Here is a 25,912-nt window from a genome sequence, read left to right as displayed (position 1 = left end):
AATCACCCCGCGCCCACTCGCTCAACCGGCACTATCTGTTATCATCCAGCCACTTATCTATGACAACAGGAGCGATCATGAGCCGCACCGTTTTCTGCCGCAAACACCAGAAAGAGCTGGAAGGCCTGAACTTCCCGCCAATGCCAGGCGCAAAAGGCCAGGACATCTACGAGAACATTTCCAAACAGGCCTGGGAAGAATGGCAGCACGAGCAAACCATGCTGATCAATGAAAAACACCTGAGCCTGATGGACCCCAACACCCGTAAATACCTGCAGGCGCAGATGGAGCGTTTCTTCAATAACGAACCCTTCGACAAAGCCGAAGGCTACGTACCGCCGGAGAAATAAGACCGGTTTGATCAAAGCCTGATCAACCCTGAAAAGATTCAGAAATTTTCCGGGCCGGCCTTGACTCACCACACCGAAACCGGTTTAATAGCGCCCCGTTGCACAGCAGTATGGCAACTTGCCCGGATAGCTCAGTTGGTAGAGCAGAGGATTGAAAATCCTCGTGTCGGTGGTTCGATTCCGCCTCCGGGCACCATTTTTCCTTTAAAATCAATGACTTAGATTTTAAAGGAAAAACCTCAAGTCCTTACACAAGACTTACACACTCGCACACGTTAGAATTGAGCCACCCCTAGGCTATTGGACGTGTGTAAGATGGCATGTGAAACACCCCATCCCCTCGAAAATAAAATCCAGATGTACAAGCGCAACGAGACAGCGAATGTCTGGCAATACCGCTTTTACGTCACCCAACCAAACGGCAAACCATTCGATCACCGAAAATCAGCCCATTGCTCCGATTTTAAACAAGCTTGCATAGTCGCATTTGAGGACTTCCAGCGAGTAAGCGACAAAGTTGAACAGGGCGAACGTGTATCACTCACACCAGAAACTACCGTTCACGACTGCTACCGCTTTGCCCGAACCCAGTATCTGCAAGACATCGCACAAGGGTTTACACAAAAAAGTACATGGGAAACCCTAGAGAACTATTATCTCCGCGAAATTGACCCGTCTCTAGGCTCCAAGCCCATCAAGTCCATCAACCTAGAAACGTGGATGACCTACCGCGCCAAGGTAATTTCTGAAAAACCACATCTAGCACCCCGAACACTGGACTACATCAAAAGCGCGATGCGCATGTGCCTAAATGCTGGGGTGGATATGCAGGTGATTCATGAAGTCCCAGTATTAGAACGACATTCACGAGGCAGGAAACGAAAACCACGTAAACCCCTTGTGTGGTTCAACCTACGCGCACAGAAAATCTTACTGGACGCGCTAGACGAAAATGTTAAGAAAAAATATGAACGTAAACGCAAGAATGAAATTGAGCATGCAGAAAGCTTGCGCGACTACGTTCACCTTGCACTGTCTACCGGACTTCGCACTGAAGAACTGAGCACCCTCACCTTTAATGAAATAGAAAAAATTGAGAGAAACAGGCGGACAAAGGCTAAGCTTGCCATCATCCACCTTCATTCAAAGGACGGACGCAAAACAGATGGGCGTCGCTTTACCGGTGTAGACGGAAGCGGTCAAGTAGTTGAGAGAATCATGAAGCGGCGCGGATTAAACATAAGAGACAACTCCAATTCGCTTGTCTTCCCGTCCGATCACAAAAAAAAGTTCAATGAAATAGTAAAAAAACACAAAATACAGCACGACAAAAACATGAATCGTCGGAGCAGGAGCACGTTACGTCACAGCTTCATCTGTAATCAGATATGTGAAGGAATGAACCTTAATGAAATCGCACTAAAGGCAGGAAACTCCGTAAAAATTATAGAAAATCACTACGCGCGCGTACTTCAAGACACTGATATTGCAGAATACAAAAAGACAAAAGCCTTGATCGAACGAGAAAAAAACAAGGAAAAAGAATTCGATGCAGACTGGATTTAGGACTGTTTAGAGAATCTTTTAACTCCCCCTGCTCTGCCCCCATTGTTCGGCAACCTTGGTTCGCCGTTTACACACTTTTACGTTCAGCTTTTAACTTCTGCGCGACACTGCCTGTCGTTCGCACCCACTAGCCTGATCATTTCCACACATTGCCCGCATATGCCCACACAGCTACACTCAAAGGCATTTTTATCCTCATGGGCACCCACAACCACCCATGATCATTGCAGTAAATGGAACCTATTGAATGAGCCACAACATCACCCTGCAACAGCTAGAATCCTTCCTATGGGAAACCGCCGACATCTTGCGCGGCAACATGGATGCATCCGAATTCAAAGACTACATCTTCGGCATGATGTTCCTTAAGCGCCTGTCAGACGCATTTGATGAAGCCCGTGAAGGCGTGGTTCAGTATTACGTTGGCAAAGGTAAGACTGATGCCCAAGCCCGTGAACTGGCAGACGATGAAGACGAGTACGATAAGACCTTCTATATACCGCCCATTGCCCGTTGGGATGCGATCAAGGACTTGAAACACGACATCGGCGCGGAACTGAATAAAGCCACTGAAGCCATCGAAGAATACAACGCCTCACTGGAAGGCGTGTTGGTATCCATCGACTTCAACATCAAGAATAAACTTTCTGATAAAAAGCTGCGGGACCTACTCAGCCACTTCAGCCGTTACCGCCTGCGCAACGAAGACTTTGAACGCCCGGACCTACTAGGCACGGCATACGAATACCTGATCAAGATGTTCGCGGACAGCGCCGGTAAGAAAGGCGGCGAGTTCTATACACCATCCGAAGTGGTGCAATTGCTGGTGTCGCTGCTCAAACCCGAAGCGGGGATGCGAATATACGACCCCACAGCAGGCTCTGGCGGCATGTTGGTGCAGACCCGGAACTATCTGGCGACCCACGGTGAAAACCCGTCTAACCTGTCCCTGTTCGGTCAGGAGATGAACCTGAACACCTGGGCTATCTGCAAGATGAACATGTTCTTGCACGGGGTCTACAGTGCGGACATTCGCAAAGGTGACACGCTCGGTGATCCGCAGCATACCCATGGCGGTGAGCTGATGACCTTTGACCGGGTGATTGCCAATCCGCCCTTCAGCCTGAAGAAGTGGGGCAAGGAAGAAGCGGACAGTGATTCTTATGGTCGCTTCCCCTACGGCACACCCCCCAAGGATGCCGGTGATCTAGCATTCGTTCAGCACATGATCGCCAGTCTTAATTCTGAAGGCATGATGGGCGTGGTGATGCCCCATGGCGTTCTGTTCCGGGGTGCCAGCGAAAAAGCCATTCGCCAGGGCATTCTGAACGATGACCTGCTGGAAGCCGTGGTTGGCTTGCCCGCCGCCCTGTTCTACGGCACCGGCATTCCCGCCTGCCTGTTGATCATCAACAAAAACAAACCGGCAGAGCGTAAAGGTAAGGTGCTGTTCATCAACAGCGAACTGGAATACGAAGAAGGCAAGAACCAGAACAAGCTCCGCCAGCGGGACATTGAAAAGATCGTCCAGACCTTCGACGACTACGCAGAGATCAAACGCTATTCCAAAGTCGTCACCCTGGCTGAAATTGCCGAAAACGATTACAACCTGAACATCCGCCGCTACGCAGACACCAGCCCGCCCCCGGAAATCTTCGACGTGCGCGCCATCCTGCACGGTGGCATTCCAGTGCGGGAAGTGGAAAGCGAGTACATCCGGGAAGAAATTCTGGAAGACTTCGACGTGTCCACGGTGTTCGTAAAGCGGGATGGAGAGCCTTCAGCGCATGGAGAGTACTACGACTTCAAACCGGAGATCGATACCAAAGACGCCATTCGTAAAGTCGTGGGCGATACCGACGCCAAGGTAATCACCCAGCTGGAACGTTGGTGGGACAAGTACAGCGTGTCATTGAGCGAACTGGATGCACAGGTGGCGGAAGCTGAGCATGCGATGAAGGCGTATCTGAAGGAGCTGGGATATGAGTAATACAGTTCCAAACGACTGGGAAGCAGCGAGCCTTCGAGAACTCTGCAAATTTTCTGGCGGAAGTGCATTCAAAGAAAAATACCAAGGAAGACGAAGAGGCGAGTATCCCTTTATCAAAGTCAGTGATATGAATATTGATGGCAATCATCGTTTCATCACCAACGCAAATCATTGGATTGATCAGGCAACGAAGATTGAGGCTAAGATAAAGTTATTCCCCGCATCTTCGGTCGTATTCGCAAAAGTAGGCGCTGCACTTTTATTAAATCGACGTCGCATACTTACTCGCGAAACAGCTATTGATAACAACATGATGGCTGCAATACCCAACAGCGACGACAATAATTTCCTATATTACGTGCTTCAGGAAGTTGATCTCAGAGAAATCGTTCAAGGGGGTGCCGTACCATCTGTAAACCAAGCACAGATGGAGGATATACCAACTTTAATTCCCCCACTCCCCGAACAACAAAAAATCGCAACCATCCTTTCATCCGTCGATGACGTGATCGAAAAAACACGCGCGCAGATCGACAAGCTGAAAGACTTAAAAACCGGCATGATGCAGGAGTTGTTGACCAAAGGGATCGGGCATACGGAGTTTAAGGATTCGCCGGTGGGGCGGATACCCGAAAGCTGGGCTGTGGTGCCACTCAGCGAAATCGTGCAATCAAAAGTACTTGGGACCACCCTGAGGGGGCAAGGGGACCAGAACGTTTTACTTCTGAAAATGGGCAACCTTTTAAATGGCGAGGTCGTCTACTCAAAGCAAGAGTGGGTTTCATATTCTTCAGAAATCGAACCATTGCTACTTCAACATGGTGACTTATTGTTCAATACACGGAACACCCCCGAGTTGGTTGGAAAAAGTGCGAACTATGTCGGAATGTCAAATTCAGTTACCTATGACAATAACTTACTTCGACTTCGTTTTTACAATTCGATGAATTCGTTTTTCGTAGGCTACTTTCTGAATCTGCCAACGAGTCTTCAATCGTTAGCGCAGTTGGTGTCCGGAACAACAAGTGTTGCCGCTATCTACTGGAAAGATATGGCTAGCCTGCTGATCTCAGTCCCACCAAAAGTCGAGCAAGACCAAATTGTTGCGGCTATTGGGGCTATTTCCGCCAAAATTGATATAACTACAAGAAAATTAGCTGACTTAAGGCAGCTCAAAAAAGCCCTCATGCAAGACCTGTTAACCGGCAAGGTCCGAGTCAAAGTCGATCAAAAGGAGTCAGCGGTTGCCTGATACGGCACCCGCCCCGTTATGTTTCAGGATGAAGTCGAAAAAGTCGAACTGCCCGCCATTGATCAACTAACCCGCCTTGGCTGGACCTACGTGCCCGGTGCAGACCTTGCGCCGGTATTGCCTGTTGATGGCGCACCGGTTGGTGAAAGGGGCTACTACCGAGACGTGGTGCTGTCCAAGCGCCTGGAAGCTGCCGTGGTCCGGCTGAACCCGTGGATCAGTGACGAGAATCTGCGCAAAGTCATTCGCGAATTCACCCACCCCAATCATGCGGGTTTGATGGAATACAACCAGTCCATTTACGACCTGCTGGTGAACTACCTGTCCGTTGAACAGGACCTGGGTGCCGGTCGCAAGGGGCAGACCGTCAAGGTCATCGACTTCGACAATCCTGAGAACAACGAATTCCTGTGCACCAACCAGTTCAAGGTTGAAGGCATCAATCAGAACATCATCCCGGATATTGTCTGCTTCGTGAACGGCTTGCCGCTGGCGGTGATTGAGTGCAAATCGCCGTATGTTGCCGACGCGGTAGCCGAAGGCATTAACCAGTTGCGCCGGTACGCCAACCTGCGCACCCCGGAAGACGACGAAGGTGCCCAGAAGCTGTTCTGGTACAACCAGCTGATGGTGTCTACCTGCCGGGACCAGGCGAAGGTGGGCACCATCAGTTCCAGCGCCCAGCATTACGGCGACTGGAAGGATGCTTACCCGTATACCGATGCGGATATTAGGGCGATGGTGCAACAGCCCGCTACCACCACCCTTAGCAGTCACAAGGTAAGCGATATCCCATCACCTGAGTATCTGGTTGCAGCGGAGAAAATTGCGTCCGGTGTCGATCTTGATCCCGACATCCGTTCCGATGACGTTACCCCTCTGCAGCGATTACTTGCCGGTATGTTCAATCCCGCCAGCTTTCTGGACCTGATCCAGAACTTCGTCCTGTTTGAGCCGGAGGATGGTCGCCTGATCAAGAAGGTGGCGCGGTATCAGCAATACCGGGCAGTGAACAAGGTCATAGAACGCCTTAAGAACGGCACCACACGTAAAGAAAAGTCCGGGGTAGTCTGGCATACCCAAGGCTCCGGAAAGTCCCTGACGATGGTCATGCTGGCGGTGAAGATGCGCCGTGACCCGGAGCTGAAGCAGTACAAGCTGGTGTTCGTCACCGACCGCACCCAGTTGGACGGGCAACTGTCCAAAACCTTCCGCGATGCCCAGAATGAGACCATCTACAACGCTGGCTCCGTGGCTAAGCTGAAGGAACTGCTGTCCAAAGATTCTTCCGACATTGTGACCGCCATGGTGCAGAAGTTTCAGGATGCCGAAGCGGAAGGCGACTTTACCAACCTGAACCCCAGTGACAAGATCATTGTGCTGGCGGACGAAGCCCACCGCACCCAGTTTGGCGGGCTGGCAATGACCATCAATGCCGCCCTGCCCAACGCCCCGAAGATCGGCTTTACCGGCACACCGCTGCTGAAATCCCAGAAGATGGACAAAGCCTTCGGCGGCTACATCGACAAGTACAAGATCAACGAAGCCGTGGATGACGGTGCCACGGTGCGCATCATCTACGAAGGTCGCCAGGTTCAGAGCGATGTGGTGGGTGATTCACTGGACGCGCTGTTTGAAGAGTACTTCAAAGACAAAAGCGACGACGAAAAGCGGGAAATCAAGAAGAAGTATGGTGTGGAGCGCGCGGTACGCGAAGCCCCTGCCCGCATTCACTGGGTGTGTATCGACCTGCTGAAGCATTACCGGGAAAAGATTCAGCCCAACGGCTTCAAAGCCATGATTGTGGTGGGCAGCCGCCATGCTGCCACGGTATTCAAAAAGACCCTGGACGACTTGGAAGCGCCCCCTTCCGAAGTGATTATCTCCGGCACTCATAACGACCCGGCATACCTGAGCCAGTACACCGACAGCGCCCACCAAAAGCAGGTGATCAGGAACTTCACCAAGCCACTGGGTACGGATAAAGAGAAGGAAGACCCCACCAGTTTCCTGATCGTGAAGGATATGCTGCTGACCGGTTTTGACGCCCCCATTGCCCAGGTGATGTACATCGACCGGAGCCTGAAGGACCACACGTTGATGCAGGCAATCGCGCGGGTGAACCGGACCTACAAGGGCAAAGCCTGCGGTTACGTGGTGGATTACTATGGGCTTTCAGATTATCTGACCGACGCTCTGAACCAGTTCAGCAGTGAAGACGTGGAAGGCACCTACCACACGCTGAAGGATGAAATACCGCGCCTGAAGGCGGCTCACACCCGTGTGGCTGCGATCTTTGCCGGTGCTAAGGGCACGGATGTGGATGATTACGTCCTGCACCTGAAGGACGAAGACACCCGTCAGCAGTTCGAACTGGCATTCAAGAAATTCGCCAAGCAGATGGATGTAATTCTGCCGGATACTGCCGCCAAGCCCTTTATCCCGGACCTGAAGTTATGGGGTAAGGTTCAGAATGCGGCACGAAATCGCTACCGTGACCCCGGACTGAACATCAGCGATGCCGGGGCGAAAGTCCGCCAGCTGGTGGATGAGCACATCATCAGCACCGGGGTAGACCCAAAAATTCCACCCGTGGACCTGATGGCAGCGAACTTCAAGGAGACGGTGGAGCAGATCAAATCACCGGAATCCCGCGCCTCGGAAATCGAAAGCGCCATCAAGCACCACATTACCGTGAATCTGGACGAAGACCCCGAATATTATCGATCACTGAGTTTGCGGTTACGGGACATCATTGAAAAAACCAACGGCAAGTGGGATCAACAAGCGGAATTGCTGTTTGAATTCAGAAACAACATCGAAACAGCCCGAACACAAGCCGCTGACGATTTGGGACTGACGGATACGGAGTTCGCCTTCTACAACATTCTGATGTCAGAAGTGACCGCCCACAGTGGCGACGATGCCATCAGTGAAGCCGTACACGATGAAATCAAACAGACCAGCCAAGACTTGGTGGGCATGTTTGATGAAGCTACGCAAATTGTGGATTTCTTCAGCAAACTGGATGAAGTGAAGCGAATGAAGAAAGAAATCAAACGTGCGGTTCTGGATTGTTCGTTTGGTGATAAAGCCATTGTGACCGTGGTGCAGGATCGTTTTATGGAACTGGCACAAACCCGCTTCGGTGCCAAGTGAGCGCATGATAACGATGGCGAGTGATTCTGGTTCTGAATATCGCGACGGCAACGGCTTCATTGCCGAAGTTATCCGCACCAACCGGCGCAAATCGGCGGATATTCGGGTGGAAGAAGGTGCGGTATCCATTGTGGTGCCGGTCAACACCAGTGCGGAAAAAATTGATCAGTTGTTGGTTACCAAGCGCCAATGGATCAAAGAAAAGATTGCACTTCAACGGGAACTGAATCCTGCCAGCACCAAGCAGTATGTTTCGGGTGAGGCGTTTCCATACTTGGGGCGTAACTACCGGCTGAAGGTTGAAACGGGCAACTTCGCCCCCGTGAAGCTGTTGAATGGGCGTTTGGTGGTAACCCTACCCGGCGGCAACGAACAGCCTCATATGATCCGTAACGCCCTTGTGCGTTGGTACAAACGACAGGCTGAACAGAAGCTAACCGAGAAAGTTGAACGCTTCGCTCCGGTGGTTGGGGTGGAACATGCCGGTGTTGGGATACGCACTTTTAAATCCCGTTGGGGTAGCTGCACCGCCAAAGGCAAGCTGGAATTCAACTGGCTGATTATGATGGCACCCAACCGGATGGTGGATTACGTGGTAATTCACGAACTATGCCATCTGATACGCCATGATCACTCACCAGAGTTCTGGCGGGAGATGGCGCGGGTTATGCCTGAATACCAAAAGTGCCGGGAGTGGTTGCGGGATAAAGCGCCCCAGCTTACCATCTAGACCACAACAGCAAACCACAATTAAGGACTTACGGTAATGTCCAAGGAAGCAACGTCAAAAGCAACAGAACAGCACTCTTCAAATGCTGCTAATGCGGCACAAAGACTGCTTTTTCCGGTTGAGCTTACCGAGATATATAGAAATGATATCGGCACCGCTGATTGCCAGACGATTGGGACAGCAACCAACGGCAAGGACTATGCCATTAAAACGGTGAATGAAGGCAATGGACACATACCAAGCTCGGAACTATTTAGTTATGAACTTGCGCGCGAACTCCAGATTGCGACCCCAGAGTACAATATTATAAAAATGCGAGATGAATCCTTGGCTTTCGGGTCTATGTGGGAAGGGGGCGCTTTAGACATAAGAAATCAACAGGTCATTCTTGGGATTTTACAAGGGGAAATTATTGTTCGAGGCTTAAAAAGCTTTTTTAGCAAAGTCTACGCCCTTGATATTTTTATTAACAATATTGACCGACACTTTGGAAACTATTTGTTTCGCGGCGGCTACAATTCTACGATAGCCCTTGCATATGATTATAGTCGGGCTTGGTACGCCTTTGCACCCTTCGACTACCAATCAGCGAGTGATCCGGTTCAGAACACATACCGTTGTCATGTAACGATTAAGAAGTTTGACATGTTTGACAAGATAGTTACACAGAACACTCTTGACGAAATCTCTCGAATTCCAAAAGACACCATCGATCAAATATTATCACTAATTCCAGAACAGTGGCTTAACAGCAACGAAAGAAACGATTTCTTAAATTGGTGGGCTGATGGATCAATGCAGGAAAGGGTTGGCATACTTAAAGGGAGCGTAAACTAATGCATTGGTTTGATTTTACATTAATAAAATATATGCCAAACCCCAAAAGGGGTGAAATACTCAACATTGGCTTGGTGGTCTATCGTCCGACAGGCGTGGACGTTAGAGTCCTCAACGCTCCTGCCAAAGCCCGAATTCTTGATGGAGTGGCTAATTATGAGCACATCCTTGCAGTAAAAGAACTTTATAAGAAAGTGACTTCGGGAATCGAAAACTCTAAGCTGCAACATGAAACCATAAAGTCATTTAATGGGGGCGTATTTATATCAGAAAGATCAGCCTTCTCCATTGATGATATCGGTCAATATGAAAAAAAAGTCTCCGCACTATTTAACAACCTCGTAAAACCATTTTCATCGAGAGAGAAAGGTGAAGTTCAATCAAGGCTTCATACAAAAATAAAAAGCAGATTCAAGACAATGAAGGTTTTAGGAAAAGATCAGAGTGAAATAACAGAACACAAAATAATTCCTAATTACCCGATTGAAGGTGCACCGGGATTCTTTGCTGATTTCATGTTCAAAAATGGCAAGTATCATATATCTGAAGTAATTGACTTTAACGTCAATGACATTACAGCTAAATTTAAAGAAACAGCAATGAAGGTCATGACATTCGTTGAGGGAAAAAAGCGCCTTGGTGACGATACTGGATGTTACTTTGTTTACTCAGCCACATCGAAAAAAGAGTCTGAGATATTGCAGCATCTGAACATGGCTGAAGATTATAGTGATCGAGCCTTTAACCTTAATTCTCGTGAAGATGAGGCAAAATACTTCAGCTTAGTATCAGAGATGGCGGGTCAGCAAATTAGCATCCAATAATCAATTCTATATTGAAGTGGAAGCATCATTCGGATGACGCTTCCACTTCAACTTTCCGTGCCAGTTAAATTAAAAAATACCTAATAATTTATTTCTTAAATCGCGATTAGAAAATGACGATAAAAGCTACCATGCGTTTCAGCCTGAATTTTCATCAAGCCTAGTTCCTTTATTTTTCGAAAGCAGGGTGGGCACGTCCACCCCCAACTGCACAGCGATAGCCTCTACCACACCGAGTGTGACATTTCGCCCGCGACGCTCAATCAAGCTGATGAACGTTCGGTGCATTCCCGCCAGTTCCGCCAGCCTTTCCTGACTAAGCCCTTTTTCTTTTCTGTACCAGCGAATGTTGGTCGCCAGTGTATCCAGCAACTCCGGGCTGCAAGGCTTGTTTTTACTTTGCTGAGCTTCTTTCTGCAACTGTCGTTGACCTCAATCAAGGTGTCGAACAATTGCAACCTTCTGAACACTACTAATCTACAGACTACTATGTACGTTCGGAGTAACCTGCTACAGTTAGCTTGCTGTTTGAGCAGTATTTTCTAATAAGGAACGTCATGAAAAATATGAAAAAAGTCGTCTTGGCTGCTGGGCTGGCATCAACACTCTTGGCATCTGGTTGTTCTGCCAGTGATGCACCCCGAAAGACCGCTGAAGCGTTTTTGGGCGGAATGACCGCTGGCGGGTCTCCAGCGGAAGTCAGCATGTTCAAAAACTCCCCCCACTATAAGAACAGCGTTGAATGCATGACCCAGCATTTAGAGCAGTCAGGTTGGTCGGATGACGACTATGAAAAGTTCATGAAACATACTGATGGCACAGGTCAAGCAGACCGACTTACAGACAGTATGTCTGAAGCAGAAGCAATGCAGTTCATAGCTCCACTGATGCTTAGCCCCTGCATGTAAACGCACTTTTCAATTGAGGAATACGGATTAGGGTAAATTACTCAACGATCCTGTCCACTGCGCAGGTGGACAGGTTTACTGCGGTACGTCCAGTTCTTCCCACTTCGTTTTTGCAGCAACTGCGCATCCCCATTTTCCATTTCGAGTACCCGGCGGCTGGATGATGCGACTGTCCCCAGATAGTGAAAACGGATGACCATCATGATTTACGACTTCTCCGTTTTCATCAAAGAGCGGATTGCTTAGTTTTTTGACTTCCCCAATGGAACGCGGGCTTGTATCAATCAGCTTTCCATCTAACCCACCGGCATGAACAAAAAGGATAGAGTCTTGCTCAAACTCTGCACCCAGCTCACACAGTTTTTGTTCAAGGCAACCAGAATCAGCTATATCAACCACCAATAACAAAACGGCGTCTAGTTCTCTGGCATGATCCGACCCATGGCACTCAATATATGAACCGTTCACCTTCAAGGTGAAGTATCCGAGGTGGCGTAATTTGGCTATCAGCGACAAATTCCGTTTCGCATGGTCTTCTTCAGTATATTTTTCGCACCGTGCAGTGATGATTCCGGAATCGTGAACCTGCATATGCTTCCATGCTTGGTGAAGTGCGCTGTCGTTCATAGCTGTCTCCCTGTTATCAAGCTTTGGTTTACTACATCAACCCCAGTTCAGCAAACGAAGTGATGTCATGACCGACGATCAGGTGATCTAGCACCCTAACATCCACAAGCGACAATGCTTCTTTTAAGCGTTTGGTGAGTTGCTTGTCTGACTCGGATGGGTTGGTGATACCTGAAGGATGGTTATGGGCAAAAATGACAGCAGCTGCATTGTGTCGAAGTGCAGTTTTGACCACTTCGCGCGGATATACAGCTGCTCCATCAATCGTACCGGTAAACATTTCTTCGTAGGCAATGACACCATGGCGGTTGTCCAGAAACAGAACGGCAAATACTTCGTGCTCCAACTCAGAAAGCTTCAAACGTAGAAAGTTACGGGTGTCATTGGGGCTTTTGATGTAACTGGTTGGTTTCTTAATTCTTGAATCCAGAATGTCGAGAGCGTTCTGGATGATTGCACTTTCATGGATGAAGGATTGATTAATCGCGGTATTACTCAGCATAGGCGTCACCTAGTTACAGGAAGGAGTGTTTGCCGGTGATGCTGGATCACCACCTTTTTATGCTTTGGACGCGATTTTATACAAATACCCCCTGCTGACACCCCATCGCTTGGCAAGCTCCACTTTATTTGATGTGGTTTGAAATTCTTGCTGTATCTGCTCCACCTGCGCATCGGTGAACCGCGACTTACGTCCCTTGTACTTCCCCTCAGCTTTGGCGATAGCAACCCCTTCGCGTACACGCTGAACAATCAGTTCGCGCTCAAATTGTGCAATGGCGCTGACCATCGACAACATGAGTTGCTGGAATGGATCGTTGGATTCAGGTTGGAAGGTGAGGTTTTCTTTGTGGAAGCGAATGGTCGCACCGGCACCGGTAATGCGTTCCACAAGTTCCAAAAGGTCTTTTACGTTGCGCGCGAGTCGTGACAGTTCATGTACGTGCACCACATCACCGGCGCGGAGCGTCACCAGCATGGCTTGAAGTTGTGGGCGGTCGGTATGCTTTCCGGTCAGCTTGTCTTCAAATTCTCGGTCGGCTTGAAGTCCTGGCAACTGGCGGTCAGATTTCTGGTCGGTGGTTGAAACACGGCGATAAATGAACTGCATTAGGCATTCCCTATTCGGATGAATTCGCCATGTGTCATTTATAACTTTAGATTCATCGGAGAAGTGTCTACTTTACCCCAGAACAGGGTTTAATGCGACAGGTTTGATTGTGTACTCGCTGACTGTAGTCAACGATGACACCGTTTTCGGCGTACCGAATCGAAACAGATTAGGCGTTTAGCTTCATGTAAAAAGCCGGAAGTTGAATTCAGTCAATTTTAAAGTTGACTGAACTCAATTATAAACATTTGATTTAAAGCGATTTTTCTTTGACTTGCCTGGCATTCTCGGTCATGATTTTTTGACCGCGATAACAGCGGCAACCTAAAAAATAACAACAATAAAGGTGAGAAATGCCACATACAGACAATGTGGTGCGGATAGTATCTGCGCCATGCTCCAGCGGAAAAACCTATTCAACCTGCCAGCACCTGATGCAGCAACGAACACGCTGCAACAGGTTGTATGTTGCCCCCTCAATCAAGCTGTTAAATCAAACCGCGCTCGATTTGGAACAGCACGGCTTGAAGCCAGTTTTGATTACCAGTGAGACGGATAAGCACCATGTAATGGGTGCAATCATGAATCAAATAGCCTGTGCAGAGGAATCCGGCACGGTTTTACTGATCACATGGCAGAGTTATCAGAACCTACCCTTCTTTGAAAACCGGCAAAACTGGCAGGTCATCATTGATGAAGTCCCACAGGTGGATAATTTTTACGCCATCGATCTACGCCAGCACATGGATGAACTGACCCAATACGTCCAGCTGGGTGAAACGGTGAATGAAACACTGGCAACCGTCATCCCTGTTGATCCAGATATGCTCAAACGTCATTTGAACCGCCCGGATGACCTGACCAAAACAATCTATTCGTTCCTGAATGACGTGCTGACGCCCTGTCGGGACGTGTTTGTTGACTTGAAAACGTGGTCAGATTTCAGTGAACGTCGCAAGTTTGGCAAAAAGGGTTCCTGCACACGCATCTACTTTCTTTCGATGCTTAACCCCAAGTTGTTTGAAGGCAACACCCTGCTGGGTGCCAATATTGAAGACTCACTGCTCTACCAGTGGCTATTCAAATATCACGACACTGAATTCAAACGTAATCGCCAGATTTACCAAAACCTTCGATTCACTGAGCACCCACCAGAAACTGGTGAGCGGCTGCGCATCAACTACTTGCTCAAAGGGCGCGGATTCTCAAAGTACCTCGCTGGTAAAGAACTGGGTGAAGGCGGTCGCACGTGGATGGATGGGCTGGACAAAGCGGCACTGGATTACATTGGTGACCGTGAATTTCTGTATGCCATCAATAACGACTATACCGGAAAGCTTCGCGGGCACTCCAATGGAATTCAGATCCCGGTGATCTCTCATGGGTTAAATGAGTACATGAATCACAACCTCATTTATTTCCCAGTTGCTTTGAATCGCGCCCCACGACATCTGTCCATGTTGAATCAGCTAGGGCTGGATGACGAGATGATCAAAGATTCGACAATCCACGAAGTTATCTATCAGGCGCTGATGCGCACAGCCCTTCGTGATCCCAGCTCCAAGCAAGTGATTGAATGTATCGTCCCAGAGTATGCCGCCGCTGAGCGGCTGGCACGTGCCTTCGGCACGGTCTCAATGAAGTGGATAGGTGATCCGGAATTTGAGAAGAAGCAAGCCATAACCGCTCGTCAACTGCATCGGCAAGCCAATGCAGAAAAACGGCTTCGCCGTGTTTTGCCACATTTTGAGGAATTCCCTTTAATTCCTAAGGAATTACGCGAAAAGATGGCAGAACAGGATGCTCGCTCCGCACCGTTGTACGCAGTGACCTTTCATCCGACGATCTATGACACGGATACAGAGCAGTTTACATTGGACTACTTCGAGCCAAACGAGTTTGTGCGATTAATGCGCTCGTTCTCGAAAGATGTGATCAAAGATAAAACATCCAACTTTATGATCAACTCTACCGTTTTTTTGAAGCGGAATGGCGAAGACGAAGGTTTCCGGCAGAAGGTCAATTTTCTGGAATCATCGATGATGATCCTAGATTTCGACAATGGTGAACTTTCCATTGACGACTTCAACGACATATTTTGGAACAAAGCAGGACGCGGGAACAAACGGTCATTTCTGATTTTTAACAGTTTCAGCCGGAGTGAAAAACAGCCCAACCGCTTTCGAGTAATCATGCTGTACAAGCAACCGGCAACCAGTCTGGAAGCTCATCACGCAGTGTACGACTCTATCGTTTATCGTCTTGAACTGAACGGCTTTGATGAGGAAACATCTGGTCTGGATCGTGCCTGTCGCAACGGGGTTCAGTCCTTTTATATTCCATCAACGAATGCTGCGAATCCGGACTGGCACTACTTTAAGGCTTATGGCTGTACTACACGTGACGTAGAACGCCATGCTATCGATCCTGACAAATACTTGCGCACAGCAATCAAACCATCGACACAAGCGAAGGTGGTCAAGCTGGATGCCAAATCAAAAGAAATACACCACAAGTCGATTGAAGCGTGGAAAGCAGAGATTAACGCCATGATCAGTGGGCGTCGTGGTGTCGTATATTCATTCGCGGTCGCGTTGGTAACCCAGCACGGTTGCTCGCCTGATCAAGTGGAAAGCCATTTGTGGAGCTTGGCAACCGGTGACAACAATCTTATCAGCCACATTGAAGGTGCATTGGCAGCACTAGAAAAAGGGGGCTATTCGGCAAAAGCTGCTTAACCATGTGAAGGACGTTGGGACAACCAGTCGCTCAACGTCCGGTCACGTTCTCACAGCGGGTGATGCTTCCGTACTGAACTGAAACCCCAGTTAGGTTATAATGAGACCTGAGTTGCGATACCGGTTGGCAAAGAAATCTGGCAAGCCAACAACCAAAGGTACGCAAATGATTGCTTCTCAATTCCCCGCGATTCTGGTGGAACACGGGTTCACGCCCATCACCTACGATTTTGATTCAACGATTCTTGGTTTTCGCCACGACATCTACAACGCACTAATTTTCCGCAGTCCCGTATTTTCCGAAGATTCAAAAATCACATCACAACGTTTTTCGCCCGGAGCCTTTATTCGGGTCGAATTGCTAATCCATTCTGGTCATCTGGATTTGGATGTCGGAATTTCATTTTTCTTCCGACAGTGGTTCACCGAACTGCGTTATCAGCTTCCCATGTGTGAAATCTTCGACGTGCGCCGTGACGCCCTGACAGCCGATATACGGGTGTTAACGACCAGCGAACACAACGCCATGACATTCCTGTTTTCTATCAAGTGAGGTGCATCTATGAACCGCTTTAAAGCTGAAGAAGCCCGCAAGCGCCAGAAAGCCCGCGCCGGAAAGAATACCTCCGAAATTGAAGCGATTGATCGGGAAGACCGTCTGAAAGCCGAAATCGCTTCACTTGCGAGGAAAATTCATATCGATAAATTTCCGGAAGAATACGATTTTTACAACGATTCAATAGCGTGTGCTGCTGACCGCCGTCGAGGTATTAACCCAATATCAGCCGATCACGTTGCCAAGGTCGCGGAGAAGCGCCGTAACGAGGGTGTAACACCACTTGCCCCGAATGGTATGCCCCAATCTGACGACACTTGGGAAATCGCGTACAGCGAAGCTGAAGCTCGCTTGAATAACAAATCAGGAAGCTGATCAGGGGTAGGACTGACAGGGTGACCATAAATACACGGTCACCCCACGGAGAACACCCATGACACAAGCAAAAACCAAGAATTTAGTTATCACCAACCTCAAAGATGAACACCGGCAAGATTTTCTAGATTGGGCGGATGCCCTTGAACTCACGCGGGACCAGTTCTTTGTGGCACTGATGGTGAATGCTGGATTTGCAGATGGTGGGCTTGAAGCTTTTCTTCCAGATAAGGCTGCTTGTGAGGAATGGCGGGAGTTACTGGCACGACGGATGATTCAACTTGCAAATGCATAAGGAGAGTTTTTGATTAGCTTACTTTCGGTAACAGTTGTATTCATCTGGTTCGCGGTGTCGATGCTGTGTATCAGCAACTTCAATGAACACGTCTACAACAGCTGGGATGAATGGGATGCCCTGCCCATTTGGGTCAAGGGCATGTCCCTACTATTCGGACCGCTGCTATTCATCTGGTGGTGGGTTCGTTGAGTGTCTAATCAAAGATCGATGACCTGAAAGCACCTCAAGGCATTGTTGAATCAGCAAACCTTTGGTAAGGCACAAACAAATTGACGTAAATTAGCCCAAATTTTCCCAGTTATTTCACACAAAACTTACACAAACCCTTACACACACCAACGCTAAATTGTTGTTTTTTATTATAAACACGAGGATTGAAAATCCTCGTGTCGGTGGTTCGATTCCGCCTCCGGGCACCAATAATTCAATGACTTAGCCCGCCTTGTGCGGGTTTTGTTGTTTCTGAACCCTACGTTTTTCGGTTTCGCTTAAAAAGGCAGCAAGCACACGGCACTTGAAGGAATATCGAGGGAAAGCACAAACGAAGGATTTTCGTAAAACGACCTTTCAGGCAGCCTTGCGAAAATCCTCCATCCGTACGCTCTTGTCCCGATTGCGGCGGTATTTGGTTTTGTCTTCGACCACGCGCATCTGATACTTGGCGGTTCTGAGTTCCCGCCGCACAGCGCTGTCCCTGGTGGGCTCTGCCTTCTTTTTCGCCATAGTAATTCTCCACTGAGAGTTGGTTTACACGCTCAGATTATAGCACCTACCAATTTTTCACGAGTGTAAGGAGTAACACCCACTCTTTCACTGATCCTGAGAGCATATTCATATCACCTCAACAACCCAGATACCCTTGCTCTCGCCAGCCGCCAGTCGGTCAGCCCGACAAGGACAATCCCCAGGCCAATCATCAGGAACCCGAACACGTCGTGATAACCCGGCATCTCCCCCAGCAGGATGGCTGAAGAAATAAGCCCCACTGCCGGAACCGCTGCGGAGCTCAGAGACATGGTGACAGCGGGCAAGGATCGGATGGCCCCGATTTGTGCGGCCACACAGACGCCGGAAGCTAGAGCACCGCTGAACAGGATATTAACCAGAAAACCAGGCTCCCAGCGTATGCTGGACGGGTTTTCTATAATCAGGGACAAAGGTACAAGAAAGATCAGGGAGGACAGCAACTGCCAGGGAATAAGCGACAAGACGTTGCCATGCCATTGGTGTTTGCGAACATGTATCAGCCCCGCTGTCCAAACCAGCGTTGCCAGCACAATCAGCGCGCCCCCGAATAAAGTGCCCTCAGAACTCCAGTCAACATCCAGAGGATTAAAGATGGCCATCAGGCCCACCAGGCCAAGAGCCGTTCCGATTACCCTCGGAACCGTGAGCCTTTCGCCCAGAAACACCGCCGCAGCCGGAACCACCCATATTGGCGAGGTGTAAGCCAGTATGGCCGCCCTGCCCGCTGGCATGAATTGCATGCCCATGGTTACCAGCGTGATAAACCCCATGTTCTGGAGGAGGCCAACTGAAAAAACCACGGGGATATCCGCGCGATGCGGCATACGGAGAATGCCCATGGCACCGGCAATCACGAACATGGTAGCTGTTCCAATGAGCATCCGAAGGGTGGTGTACAGGAGCGGCGTGCTGTATTCGAGCCCCATTTTCATAACGGGAAAGTTGATTCCCCAAGTCAGAGCGGTGAAGGCCAGTAGCAGGTATCCGTTACGCCAGGCGTAGCCGGCGCCCGCCATGGGCAAGGATTCGGCGGGGCGCAACATGTTCAGTGTTCTACCTTGAGTGCACTTTCATGCCAGTTACGAAGAGCCCTGTCGGACATCCAGACCATAGCAGCAAATAGAATAATCCCGGTCAACGTGATCAGAATCAGCGCAGCAAACATCTTGGGAATCTGCAGGTTGTAGCCTGATTGCAGGATCATGTAGGCAAGCCCTGCTTTGGCACCACCGGTACCGGCAACAAACTCGGCAACCACAGCACCGATCAGCGCCAGCCCGGAGCTGATTCTCAGGCCACCAAAGAAATACGGCAGTGCACCGGGAATCCGCAAGCGTACCAGTTCCTGCCAGCGACTGGTCCGGTACATACGGAACATGCTCAGCAGGTTGGGATCAACACTGCGCAGCCCCAGCGTGGTATTGGAAATGATCGGAAAGATGGCAACGATCACCGCACAGATGGTCAGCGCCCAGGTAGTGTCATCTACCCAGATGATGATCAGAGGCGCAATGGCCACAACCGGCGTTACCTGCATCAGCACCGCGTATGGGAACAGGCTGACTTCAATCCACTTGCTTTGTACAAACAACAGGGACGCTGCAACACCCGCTATCACGGAAATCACAAAGGCCAGGAAGGTAACTTTCAAAGTCATCATCAAGGCACTGAACAGAGAGCTGAAGTCTGTCACCAGGGATTCAGCAATATCCACAGGGCTGGGCACCAGGTATTTAGGTACATCGAAAGCCATAACACTGATCTGCCAAAGCAGCAGAACCAGAACGCCTACCAGCAAGGGCGCAGCGATCTGGACAAATCGTTCATTCCGTATCAGTGGTGTACTCATTAGCAGTTCTCCTTGCTCTCACCCATTCCACTGGCACGTTCAAGAGCCTGCGATACCTGCCGGCAGTACCCGGCGAATTCCGTTGATATCCGGAAATCCGGAGATCTGGGATAAGGCTTGTCAATCTTGATGTCATCCACAATCCGCCCCGGACGTGCGGCCATCACAACCACCCGACTGGACAGATAAACTGCCTCATAGACGCTATGGGTAACAAATACGATGGTCCATCCGTTCTCTTTTTTGAGTTTCAGGACATCATCATTGAGCTTGTTCCGGGTCATCTCATCAAGAGCGCCAAATGGCTCATCCATCAACAACAAATCAGGCTCGGTGACCATAGCCCGGGCGATGGAAGCGCGCATCTGCATACCGCCGGAAAGTTCCCGCGGAAAGCTTTCGTCAAAGCCTTTCAGTCCCACCATCTCAAGAGCGTCATCGACTTTCTTTTCCGACTCCGAGCTACTCACATGCTCCAGATCCAGTGGTAGGCGCACATTCTTGCGTACCCGTGCCCAAGGCATCAGCGTGGCATTCTGAAAAACAAAAGCCAGCTTGCAGCCTTTGCTGCCAACCACATCATAATCCTGCTCCCACCATTTCACGGTGCCGGTGGTCACTTCACCCAACCCGGCCATGATGCGTAGCAAGGTGCTTTTACCACAGCCTGAAGGGCCAAGCAGGCTGACAAACTCTCCCTGCTTTACTGTAAGGCCTGCCCCTTTCAGAGCTACAGTGCCATTGCCATATATCTTATCAACGCCTTCCACCTGCAGAATCGGGCGGGACGGCGCACCCGCCTCAGCAACACTGGGTTCAGTTTCCGGTTCCGGCACCGGATTCAGCGGTGTAACCTTGGTAGCTGTCATCGTAATTTCTCCGTAGACAGCCGGGCTTGTTTCCGCCCGGCATCAGGGTATAGGGCTAACGGGTGCTTATGGCAGCACCGGCGCCTCAGGCAGGAACTCCAGCGTGTAAACATCGCTCATGTCGAGTTCGGCCGATGCCAGCCCAGCCTCTACCATGAAATTCTTGATCCTGGCCCAGCGCTCGTCAGTCATCACACCAATGCCCTTGGTTTGCGCATCGCCACTGGTAACAAGCTCATACTCCTTCATTTTTTCCAGGCCGTAAGCGAGCTGCTCCGGTGTCATTTCCGGGTTCTCCTGTATGATCAACTCATTACCTTTAGCCGGAGACTCAAGGTAGCTTTTCCAGCCTTCCATACTGGCCTGCACAAAGCGTTTGACCACATCCGGACGCTCCTCGATCATGTCCGTGGTGGTTTCAATGGTCGTTGCATAGGGAGGGTAGCCATAGTCAGACAAAAGAAAGACGTTAGGCTTTACCCCACCCTTCTCGATAGCAAATGGCTCAGAAGACAGATACCCCTGCTGCACAATGTTCTCGTCAGTCAGAAACGGCACTACACTGAAGGTGTATGCGTGAACCACATCATCTTCGAATCCGTACTCAGCTTTCAGCCACGGCCAGAACGTGGAGTGTGCAAAGGTCGCCAGATAGACAGGCAGGCCCTCTTCCTCGATCTGTTCTATAGATTCAACGTGTGGATGCGCAATCAGAGACTGGGGATCGCCCTGCATCGAGGCCGCTACCGTTTTCACAGGCAAGCCCTTCTCAACCGCGTTGATATTGCCGATGGAATACCCCATAAGCAGATCGTAACGCCCGCTCACCAATAGCTGGGTTCCGTTTACCTGCGGCCCTCCCATCTTGATTTCCACATCCAGGCCATAGTTTTTATAAATGCCGGTGGCTAGTGCCTGGTAGAAACCGCCGTGTTCGGCCTGGGCGTACCAGTTGGTTCCAAACACGACCTTGTCCAGTTCCTCAGCGGATACCGGGGAGAAAGCGACCAGGCCAGCTATTAAGAGGGAGCCAGCAGAGGCTGCTTTGAATTTACGCTTCATGGGTAGTCTCCTGAGTTCGAGGACGATATTTATTTAATTGACCACTTGATCAACTTTTTAAAGCAACCCTTATGCCACTCAGGAATTTAAATGAAAACTTTTTGTTTTCAGTAGGTTGAGAAGCCATAAAAGATCTTCAGGCGCACCACATTGGACCTGCTGTCACCCAACTGCTCTAGTTTTGTGCGCGTCAGAACCCGTGCCGCGCCAACGGCCCCGGCAAAAGAAAAACCGCCCGAAGGCGGCAAAGGGACACAGCATAACTCTCAGAATCTTACCGGTGCCTGAGCATCAGACTGAATAGGCAGCAAGCTCTACGGATGCCGGCTCAGGTTTGACCCAGCCAGCCAATCGGGCCACCCGGGCACCAAGAGCCCGAGCTATTGCCAGTTCATTATTATCCACTCCACGCGTGCCATCGAAGCCCGTCACTGTGGTGGCACCATAAGGGGACCCGCCCTTATCGGTATGCACCAACTCTGGAACACTATGTGGTACGCCCGCCAATACCATCCCGTGTTGCAAAAAGGGCAGCAGAAGAGTTAACAAGGTGACCTCGTTACCGGAATGCATGCCGCCACTGGACGTAAACGCCGCACCAACTTTGCCGATCAAGGCTCCCTGTCGCCAAAGTGGTGCCACCTCATCGATAAACGCACGAAGCGGCGTACTCATTAATCCATAGCGGGTGGGTGATCCCCAGACAATCCCCTGGGCCCACTCAAGATCTGCAGCTGAAGCCCGGGGCAGCTCTCTGTATTCCTTCTGGGCGGCAATGAAGTCGGGCCGCTCCACATTCACACTGAACTCCGGCTCGACAATCGCGACCCTGCACAGACGAACCTCAGCACCTTGCGAAACAACGCCATCGGCAATAGCCCGCGCCAGAGCCAGGGTGCTCCCATACCGGGAATCAACAATCACGGTTACACGGCTTTGAGTCATCACGTCTTCATGCTCCGTGGTTCTGCCAAAAGGTTTCGTGCACAGTCGCAGCTTCGTTTTCCAGGACCGGGCCTATGACTTCAACGGACCGCTGACCGGAAGCAAACACCTGTCGACAGGGCAGGTCCAGCGTCGGGTTTTCGGGATGATTACCGGTGATGATTTTCAGCCGATGCTCACTGAGCCCAAAGACCAAACGGCCCAATCCAGCCCAATAGGCCGCGCCGGCACACATACAGCAAGGCTCGGCGGAAACATACATGGTGCAGTTGGCAAGAAAATCCGGGCGCCAGGTTTTGCTCGCCCGGGTCATCAGTACCCGCTCTGCATGCCCGGTCATATCCTGATCTGGCAGGTAGGCATTGCCCTGCTCCATAAGAACATTCCCGTATCTGCCTGCCAGTATGGCAGCGAAGGGGTGAACGCCTTCTGTCGCCAGTTTATCGGCCAGCCCAATCACCTTGCGCATCATAGCCAGGTCGGTATCGTTCAGTTTTTCAAGTTCAGACATATCATTAATCTCGATTTATACCCGGAGCCTTATTTTTTAGGCAGACTCCAGGGGAAGAAAATTTGCTGTGTCCACTGCACAGACTTGAAGAGCAACAGGCTGACTACCGCCAGGAAGAACAAGCCCGCAAACGCCTGGGGAATCCGGAAGAACGAGGTGGAGAACTGAATGAAGTAACCCAGCCCCTCTTCTGCCGCAACGAACTCCGCAACCACTGCACCGATAATCGCAAGAGTGATCGCCACCCTCAGCCCGGTGAAGATGTACGGAATGGCATAAGGGATACGGATTTGCCAGGTCTCGCGGCGAGTAGGTGCGTCCAGTGACCGGCTCAGTTCTATCAATTCCGGCGGCGTCTCGTTAATTCCCGTAGCCGTAGATACCACCAGTGGGAAGAAGGTCAGCAGGCAGGTAATCAACACTCTCGATGGATCGTCCGACCCCATCAGAACGATGATCAACGGCGCTACAGCCACAACAGGTGTGGACTGGATAACCACCAGCAACGGATAGAGAGTGCGGGTCAGCAGTTCTGACCGCATCATGGCTATTGCGATGGGGACTGCAACCAGAATGGAAACCAGGAATCCCATCAAAGCCACTCTCAGGGTCGCCCACAAGTGAGTCATCCAGCGGCTGAACTCAACCTTGAAGAAGGCGTCAACAATAGCTGATGGCGCCGGCAGCACATACTCAGGCAGTGAGAATGCCCGGCACACCAACTCCCACAGCAGGATCAGGGCAACAAAAAACAACCAGGGCGCAGCTGCAAGCACAAGGCGCCTGGTTTTGGGATCAGGCTGCTTCAGGCTCATAAATGTGCTTCCTAAGACGTTCTGTAAGTTCTGCGAACCGAGGTTCGGAAATGGTATGCCTGGTCCGTGGACGGGGCAGATCAACATCCAGCATCTCCAACAGGGTTCCGGGCCGCTTGCTCATCACCAGAACACGGTCTGCCAGTAGCACCGCCTCCGCAATCGAATGAGTAATGAACAGCACGGTTTTGGGGTTTTCCTCCCAGATCCTCAGCAGATCAAAGCCAATCTGTTCCCGGGTCATGGCATCAAGTGCGGAGAAAGGCTCATCCATCAAAAGGATATCCGGGTTGAGCAAAAGCGCCCGGACAATGCCGACCCGCTGCTGCATACCTCCCGACAATTCGTCGGGCATTTTGTCGGCAAAGCTCTCAAGACCCGCCATCTCCAGCAACTCACCCGCCCGCTTCTCATCGTCATGGCTGTAACGGCCGTACTTGTGTTTGAGCGGGAACAGCACGTTCTTGCGAACATTCAGCCAGGGCAGCAACGTAGGCTTCTGGAAGACGATGCCCACATCATCCCTTGGCCCATCAACTGGCCGACCAAATACAGAGACTTCTCCTTCTGTCGGTTTCAGCAAGCCGGAGATCATCCGCAACAGCGTCGACTTTCCGCACCCGGAAGGGCCGACGACCGCTACGAACTCATGCCTCTGAATATCCAGATCGACGCCGGTCACCGCCATTGGCGTCGCCGGGTCCGGGTCGTACCTGTGCCCGACTCCGGAGAGCCTGACAAAAGAGCGGTTGGTGGCGGTTCCGGTCATACTTACAGCGCCTCAAGCAACGTACGATCGATAACGGTTTCCGGGTCCAGAGCATCTCCGGCCAGTTTTTCTGCCTGAGCCACACGACTCCAGGTCAGAGCCACACGTTCTTCTGTAAGTGCTCCCAGCCCATCACGCTCGCTGACATCGTTAACAATCAGCTTCATGGAATCGCCAATCTGGGCAACAGCCACATCAACATCAACCTCGGGCACCATGGTGTGCAGGGCTTCGGCGGCTTTGGTTGGATCGTCATGGGTAAGCTTCAGGGATTTGTCGTAAGCACGCATGAAACGCCGGGCCACGTCCGGACGCTCGCTCAGGAATTTCTCGGCGGCGACAACTGAGGAGGAATACAGTTCCAGCCCGGCATCAGACCAGGGCAAAACAACCAGCTTGTTGCCGGTGGTCTTGGCTTGATTGTCAAAAAGGGCGATATTGGTAACCCAGGCGATAATAGCGTCAGTGCCGCCGTTCATCAGCATTGGGCCAAGGGCACCCGGGTCCGCCTTGGTGAGCTGAACCGCATCTTCCTCCAACCCGTTGTCCTTCAATACCAGCGGCAGAAACGCGTTGGAAGAGGTAAACGGCGAGGTGGCAACCTTCTTACCTTCGATATCGGTCACCTTGCGGATACCACTAGTTTCAAGTGTAAAAAAGGCGTGAGGTGCGCGATTGAAGATGCTGTAGACAGCTTTCACTGGCAAGCTGCCATCCTGCGCTTTGGCGGCCATCAATGAAGCAATATCAGCGCTGCCTATGTCGGCTTGTCCGGTCGCAATTTTGGTGATGGCATCGGTGGAGCCTCGGCCATTTGCAATGCGGACTTCCAGCCCTTCGTCTGCAAAGAATCCTTCCTGCACACCGAGATAAACCGGAGACTTGTCGCCTCCCGGCAGCCAGTCCAACTGGTAAACAACTTTATCAGCAGCCAAAGCAGACTGGCTCAGCAGACCTCCAGCCAATGACGCTGCAATCAGAAACGAACGAGTGATACGTTTATGCATTTGCTTTCCCCTTCTAC

General features: G+C 50.6%; 28 protein-coding genes and 1 tRNA gene. 15 read left to right on the top strand and 14 right to left on the bottom strand.

Annotated elements, in window-relative coordinates; all coding sequences use genetic code 11:
- Positions 1-77 precede the first annotated feature (77 nt).
- The 9 genes from FFI90_RS10625 (at position 78) to FFI90_RS10585 (ending at position 10,708) form a co-directional block, all read left to right on the top strand.
- Positions 78-350 (top strand): oxidative damage protection protein, encoded by a 273-nt coding sequence (locus FFI90_RS10625; RefSeq protein WP_144777980.1) that lies wholly within the window; start codon positions 78-80, stop codon positions 348-350.
- 120 nt (positions 351-470) lie between these two features.
- Positions 471-546: transfer RNA gene (locus tag FFI90_RS10620), tRNA-Phe, on the top strand.
- 119 nt (positions 547-665) lie between these two features.
- Complete coding sequence (locus tag FFI90_RS10615; RefSeq protein WP_144777979.1) at positions 666-1,916, top strand: tyrosine-type recombinase/integrase; 1,251 nt, start codon at positions 666-668, stop codon at positions 1,914-1,916.
- 247 nt (positions 1,917-2,163) lie between these two features.
- Positions 2,164-3,906: a type I restriction-modification system subunit M gene (locus FFI90_RS10610; protein ID WP_144777978.1), complete on the top strand. Its 1,743-nt coding sequence runs from the start codon at positions 2,164-2,166 to the stop codon at positions 3,904-3,906.
- Positions 3,899-5,158, top strand: a complete 1,260-nt coding sequence (locus FFI90_RS10605) for a restriction endonuclease subunit S (protein WP_144777977.1) — start codon at positions 3,899-3,901, stop codon at positions 5,156-5,158. The genes FFI90_RS10610 and FFI90_RS10605 overlap by 8 nt, the downstream gene beginning before the upstream one ends.
- A gap of 18 nt (positions 5,159-5,176) precedes the next feature.
- Positions 5,177-8,317 (top strand): type I restriction endonuclease subunit R, encoded by a 3,141-nt coding sequence (locus FFI90_RS10600; RefSeq protein ID WP_144777976.1) that lies wholly within the window; start codon positions 5,177-5,179, stop codon positions 8,315-8,317.
- 4 nt (positions 8,318-8,321) lie between these two features.
- Positions 8,322-9,047: a M48 family metallopeptidase gene (locus tag FFI90_RS10595; protein ID WP_246123478.1), complete on the top strand. Its 726-nt coding sequence runs from the start codon at positions 8,322-8,324 to the stop codon at positions 9,045-9,047.
- 36 nt (positions 9,048-9,083) lie between these two features.
- Positions 9,084-9,884, top strand: a complete 801-nt coding sequence (locus tag FFI90_RS10590; RefSeq protein WP_144777975.1) for a HipA family kinase — start codon at positions 9,084-9,086, stop codon at positions 9,882-9,884.
- Positions 9,884-10,708 carry a DUF3037 domain-containing protein gene (locus tag FFI90_RS10585; protein WP_144777974.1) on the top strand — a complete coding sequence of 275 codons (825 nt, stop codon included), beginning with the start codon at positions 9,884-9,886 and terminating at the stop codon, positions 10,706-10,708. Before FFI90_RS10590 ends, FFI90_RS10585 begins: the two co-directional genes overlap by 1 nt.
- Before the next feature lie 138 nt (positions 10,709-10,846).
- Here FFI90_RS10585 and FFI90_RS10580 read toward each other — a convergent pair whose 3' ends face one another.
- Positions 10,847-11,128, bottom strand: a complete 282-nt coding sequence (locus FFI90_RS10580; RefSeq protein ID WP_222120509.1) for a helix-turn-helix domain-containing protein — start codon at positions 11,126-11,128, stop codon at positions 10,847-10,849.
- 137 nt (positions 11,129-11,265) lie between these two features.
- On the opposite strand from FFI90_RS10580, the gene FFI90_RS10575 reads away from it, so the two are divergent.
- Positions 11,266-11,616 (top strand): hypothetical protein, encoded by a 351-nt coding sequence (locus FFI90_RS10575; RefSeq protein WP_144777973.1) that lies wholly within the window; start codon positions 11,266-11,268, stop codon positions 11,614-11,616.
- A gap of 75 nt (positions 11,617-11,691) precedes the next feature.
- On the opposite strand, the gene FFI90_RS10570 is transcribed toward FFI90_RS10575, so the two are convergent.
- Genes FFI90_RS10570 through FFI90_RS10560 form a run of 3 tightly spaced genes read right to left on the bottom strand, consistent with a single transcriptional unit; the run spans position 11,692 to position 13,354 of the window.
- Positions 11,692-12,243, bottom strand: coding sequence for a hypothetical protein (locus FFI90_RS10570; RefSeq protein ID WP_144777972.1), 552 nt, complete (start codon positions 12,241-12,243; stop codon positions 11,692-11,694).
- Between the two features lie 31 nt (positions 12,244-12,274).
- A complete protein-coding gene (gene radC / locus FFI90_RS10565) occupies positions 12,275-12,745 on the bottom strand; it encodes a RadC family protein (RefSeq protein WP_144777971.1) in 471 nt (156 codons plus the stop codon).
- A 57-nt stretch (positions 12,746-12,802) separates the two neighbouring features.
- Entirely contained in the window at positions 12,803-13,354 is a 552-nt protein-coding gene (locus FFI90_RS10560; RefSeq protein WP_144777970.1) for a recombinase family protein, read from the bottom strand.
- A gap of 353 nt (positions 13,355-13,707) precedes the next feature.
- On the opposite strand from FFI90_RS10560, the gene FFI90_RS10555 reads away from it, so the two are divergent.
- The 5 genes from FFI90_RS10555 to FFI90_RS10535 all read left to right on the top strand — a co-directional run bounded on the left by FFI90_RS10555 (position 13,708) and on the right by FFI90_RS10535 (position 17,510).
- Positions 13,708-16,092: a DEAD/DEAH box helicase family protein gene (locus FFI90_RS10555; RefSeq protein WP_144777969.1), complete on the top strand. Its 2,385-nt coding sequence runs from the start codon at positions 13,708-13,710 to the stop codon at positions 16,090-16,092.
- A 166-nt stretch (positions 16,093-16,258) separates the two neighbouring features.
- The gene (locus FFI90_RS10550) at positions 16,259-16,645 is read left to right on the top strand and encodes a hypothetical protein (RefSeq protein WP_144777968.1); all 387 of its coding nucleotides are present in this window, start codon (positions 16,259-16,261) and stop codon (positions 16,643-16,645) included.
- 9 nt (positions 16,646-16,654) lie between these two features.
- A complete protein-coding gene (locus tag FFI90_RS10545; protein WP_144777967.1) occupies positions 16,655-17,023 on the top strand; it encodes a hypothetical protein in 369 nt (122 codons plus the stop codon).
- Between the two features lie 58 nt (positions 17,024-17,081).
- Complete coding sequence (locus FFI90_RS10540; protein WP_144777966.1) at positions 17,082-17,318, top strand: hypothetical protein; 237 nt, start codon at positions 17,082-17,084, stop codon at positions 17,316-17,318.
- 9 nt (positions 17,319-17,327) lie between these two features.
- On the top strand, positions 17,328-17,510 hold the full coding sequence (locus FFI90_RS10535; protein ID WP_144777965.1) for a hypothetical protein: 183 nt from the start codon (positions 17,328-17,330) through the stop codon (positions 17,508-17,510).
- Positions 17,511-17,888: 378 nt separating this feature from the next.
- On the opposite strand, the gene FFI90_RS20115 is transcribed toward FFI90_RS10535, so the two are convergent.
- From FFI90_RS20115 to FFI90_RS10490, 10 genes are all read right to left on the bottom strand, one after another.
- Positions 17,889-18,044 (bottom strand): hypothetical protein, encoded by a 156-nt coding sequence (locus tag FFI90_RS20115; RefSeq protein WP_186317958.1) that lies wholly within the window; start codon positions 18,042-18,044, stop codon positions 17,889-17,891.
- Between the two features lie 113 nt (positions 18,045-18,157).
- Positions 18,158-19,111, bottom strand: coding sequence for a DMT family transporter (locus FFI90_RS10530; protein WP_144777964.1), 954 nt, complete (start codon positions 19,109-19,111; stop codon positions 18,158-18,160).
- 2 nt (positions 19,112-19,113) lie between these two features.
- Complete coding sequence (locus FFI90_RS10525; RefSeq protein ID WP_144777963.1) at positions 19,114-19,917, bottom strand: ABC transporter permease; 804 nt, start codon at positions 19,915-19,917, stop codon at positions 19,114-19,116.
- Positions 19,917-20,786, bottom strand: a complete 870-nt coding sequence (locus tag FFI90_RS10520; RefSeq protein ID WP_144777962.1) for an ABC transporter ATP-binding protein — start codon at positions 20,784-20,786, stop codon at positions 19,917-19,919. Before FFI90_RS10520 ends, FFI90_RS10525 begins: the two co-directional genes overlap by 1 nt.
- 66 nt (positions 20,787-20,852) lie before the next feature.
- Positions 20,853-21,848: an ABC transporter substrate-binding protein gene (locus FFI90_RS10515; protein WP_144777961.1), complete on the bottom strand. Its 996-nt coding sequence runs from the start codon at positions 21,846-21,848 to the stop codon at positions 20,853-20,855.
- Between the two features lie 291 nt (positions 21,849-22,139).
- Positions 22,140-22,793, bottom strand: coding sequence for an NAD(P)H:quinone oxidoreductase (wrbA, locus tag FFI90_RS10510; RefSeq protein ID WP_144777960.1), 654 nt, complete (start codon positions 22,791-22,793; stop codon positions 22,140-22,142).
- 7 nt (positions 22,794-22,800) lie between these two features.
- Positions 22,801-23,265, bottom strand: a complete 465-nt coding sequence (locus tag FFI90_RS10505) for a nucleoside deaminase (RefSeq protein WP_425463101.1) — start codon at positions 23,263-23,265, stop codon at positions 22,801-22,803.
- Positions 23,266-23,333: 68 nt separating this feature from the next.
- Positions 23,334-24,119 carry an ABC transporter permease gene (locus FFI90_RS10500; RefSeq protein WP_144777959.1) on the bottom strand — a complete coding sequence of 262 codons (786 nt, stop codon included), beginning with the start codon at positions 24,117-24,119 and terminating at the stop codon, positions 23,334-23,336.
- Complete coding sequence (locus FFI90_RS10495; protein ID WP_186317957.1) at positions 24,100-24,888, bottom strand: ABC transporter ATP-binding protein; 789 nt, start codon at positions 24,886-24,888, stop codon at positions 24,100-24,102. Before FFI90_RS10495 ends, FFI90_RS10500 begins: the two co-directional genes overlap by 20 nt.
- Positions 24,889-24,890: 2 nt before the next feature.
- A complete protein-coding gene (locus FFI90_RS10490; protein ID WP_144777958.1) occupies positions 24,891-25,895 on the bottom strand; it encodes an ABC transporter substrate-binding protein in 1,005 nt (334 codons plus the stop codon).
- Positions 25,896-25,912 lie beyond the last annotated feature (17 nt).

This window comes from Marinobacter maritimus (assembly GCF_007671675.1).
Taxonomy (GTDB): Bacteria; Pseudomonadota; Gammaproteobacteria; order Pseudomonadales; family Oleiphilaceae; genus Marinobacter; species Marinobacter maritimus.
The sequence above is the reverse complement of the archived record's forward strand: the minus strand, read 5'-3'. Positions and strand labels throughout refer to the sequence as shown.

Bases quoted from the DNA above. Each gene is read 5' to 3' on its own strand.
- FFI90_RS10625 (WP_144777980.1), top strand. From the start codon at position 78: ATGAGCCGCACCGTTTTCTGCCGCAAACACCAGAAAGAGCTGGAAGGC.
- FFI90_RS10615 (WP_144777979.1), top strand. From the start codon at position 666: ATGGCATGTGAAACACCCCATCCCCTCGAAAATAAAATCCAGATGTAC.
- FFI90_RS10610 (WP_144777978.1), top strand. From the start codon at position 2,164: ATGAGCCACAACATCACCCTGCAACAGCTAGAATCCTTCCTATGGGAA.
- FFI90_RS10605 (WP_144777977.1), top strand. From the start codon at position 3,899: ATGAGTAATACAGTTCCAAACGACTGGGAAGCAGCGAGCCTTCGAGAA.
- FFI90_RS10600 (WP_144777976.1), top strand. From the start codon at position 5,177: ATGTTTCAGGATGAAGTCGAAAAAGTCGAACTGCCCGCCATTGATCAA.
- FFI90_RS10595 (WP_246123478.1), top strand. From the start codon at position 8,322: ATGATAACGATGGCGAGTGATTCTGGTTCTGAATATCGCGACGGCAAC.
- FFI90_RS10590 (WP_144777975.1), top strand. From the start codon at position 9,084: ATGTCCAAGGAAGCAACGTCAAAAGCAACAGAACAGCACTCTTCAAAT.
- FFI90_RS10585 (WP_144777974.1), top strand. From the start codon at position 9,884: ATGCATTGGTTTGATTTTACATTAATAAAATATATGCCAAACCCCAAA.
- FFI90_RS10575 (WP_144777973.1), top strand. From the start codon at position 11,266: ATGAAAAATATGAAAAAAGTCGTCTTGGCTGCTGGGCTGGCATCAACA.
- FFI90_RS10570 (WP_144777972.1), bottom strand. From the start codon at position 12,243: ATGAACGACAGCGCACTTCACCAAGCATGGAAGCATATGCAGGTTCAC.
- radC (WP_144777971.1), bottom strand. From the start codon at position 12,745: ATGCTGAGTAATACCGCGATTAATCAATCCTTCATCCATGAAAGTGCA.
- FFI90_RS10560 (WP_144777970.1), bottom strand. From the start codon at position 13,354: ATGCAGTTCATTTATCGCCGTGTTTCAACCACCGACCAGAAATCTGAC.
- FFI90_RS10555 (WP_144777969.1), top strand. From the start codon at position 13,708: ATGCCACATACAGACAATGTGGTGCGGATAGTATCTGCGCCATGCTCC.
- FFI90_RS10550 (WP_144777968.1), top strand. From the start codon at position 16,259: ATGATTGCTTCTCAATTCCCCGCGATTCTGGTGGAACACGGGTTCACG.
- FFI90_RS10545 (WP_144777967.1), top strand. From the start codon at position 16,655: ATGAACCGCTTTAAAGCTGAAGAAGCCCGCAAGCGCCAGAAAGCCCGC.
- FFI90_RS10540 (WP_144777966.1), top strand. From the start codon at position 17,082: ATGACACAAGCAAAAACCAAGAATTTAGTTATCACCAACCTCAAAGAT.
- FFI90_RS20115 (WP_186317958.1), bottom strand. From the start codon at position 18,044: ATGGCGAAAAAGAAGGCAGAGCCCACCAGGGACAGCGCTGTGCGGCGG.
- FFI90_RS10530 (WP_144777964.1), bottom strand. From the start codon at position 19,111: ATGTTGCGCCCCGCCGAATCCTTGCCCATGGCGGGCGCCGGCTACGCC.
- FFI90_RS10525 (WP_144777963.1), bottom strand. From the start codon at position 19,917: ATGAGTACACCACTGATACGGAATGAACGATTTGTCCAGATCGCTGCG.
- FFI90_RS10520 (WP_144777962.1), bottom strand. From the start codon at position 20,786: ATGACAGCTACCAAGGTTACACCGCTGAATCCGGTGCCGGAACCGGAA.
- FFI90_RS10515 (WP_144777961.1), bottom strand. From the start codon at position 21,848: ATGAAGCGTAAATTCAAAGCAGCCTCTGCTGGCTCCCTCTTAATAGCT.
- wrbA (WP_144777960.1), bottom strand. From the start codon at position 22,793: ATGACTCAAAGCCGTGTAACCGTGATTGTTGATTCCCGGTATGGGAGC.
- FFI90_RS10505 (WP_425463101.1), bottom strand. From the start codon at position 23,265: ATGATGCGCAAGGTGATTGGGCTGGCCGATAAACTGGCGACAGAAGGC.
- FFI90_RS10500 (WP_144777959.1), bottom strand. From the start codon at position 24,119: ATGAGCCTGAAGCAGCCTGATCCCAAAACCAGGCGCCTTGTGCTTGCA.
- FFI90_RS10495 (WP_186317957.1), bottom strand. From the start codon at position 24,888: ATGACCGGAACCGCCACCAACCGCTCTTTTGTCAGGCTCTCCGGAGTC.
- FFI90_RS10490 (WP_144777958.1), bottom strand. From the start codon at position 25,895: ATGCATAAACGTATCACTCGTTCGTTTCTGATTGCAGCGTCATTGGCT.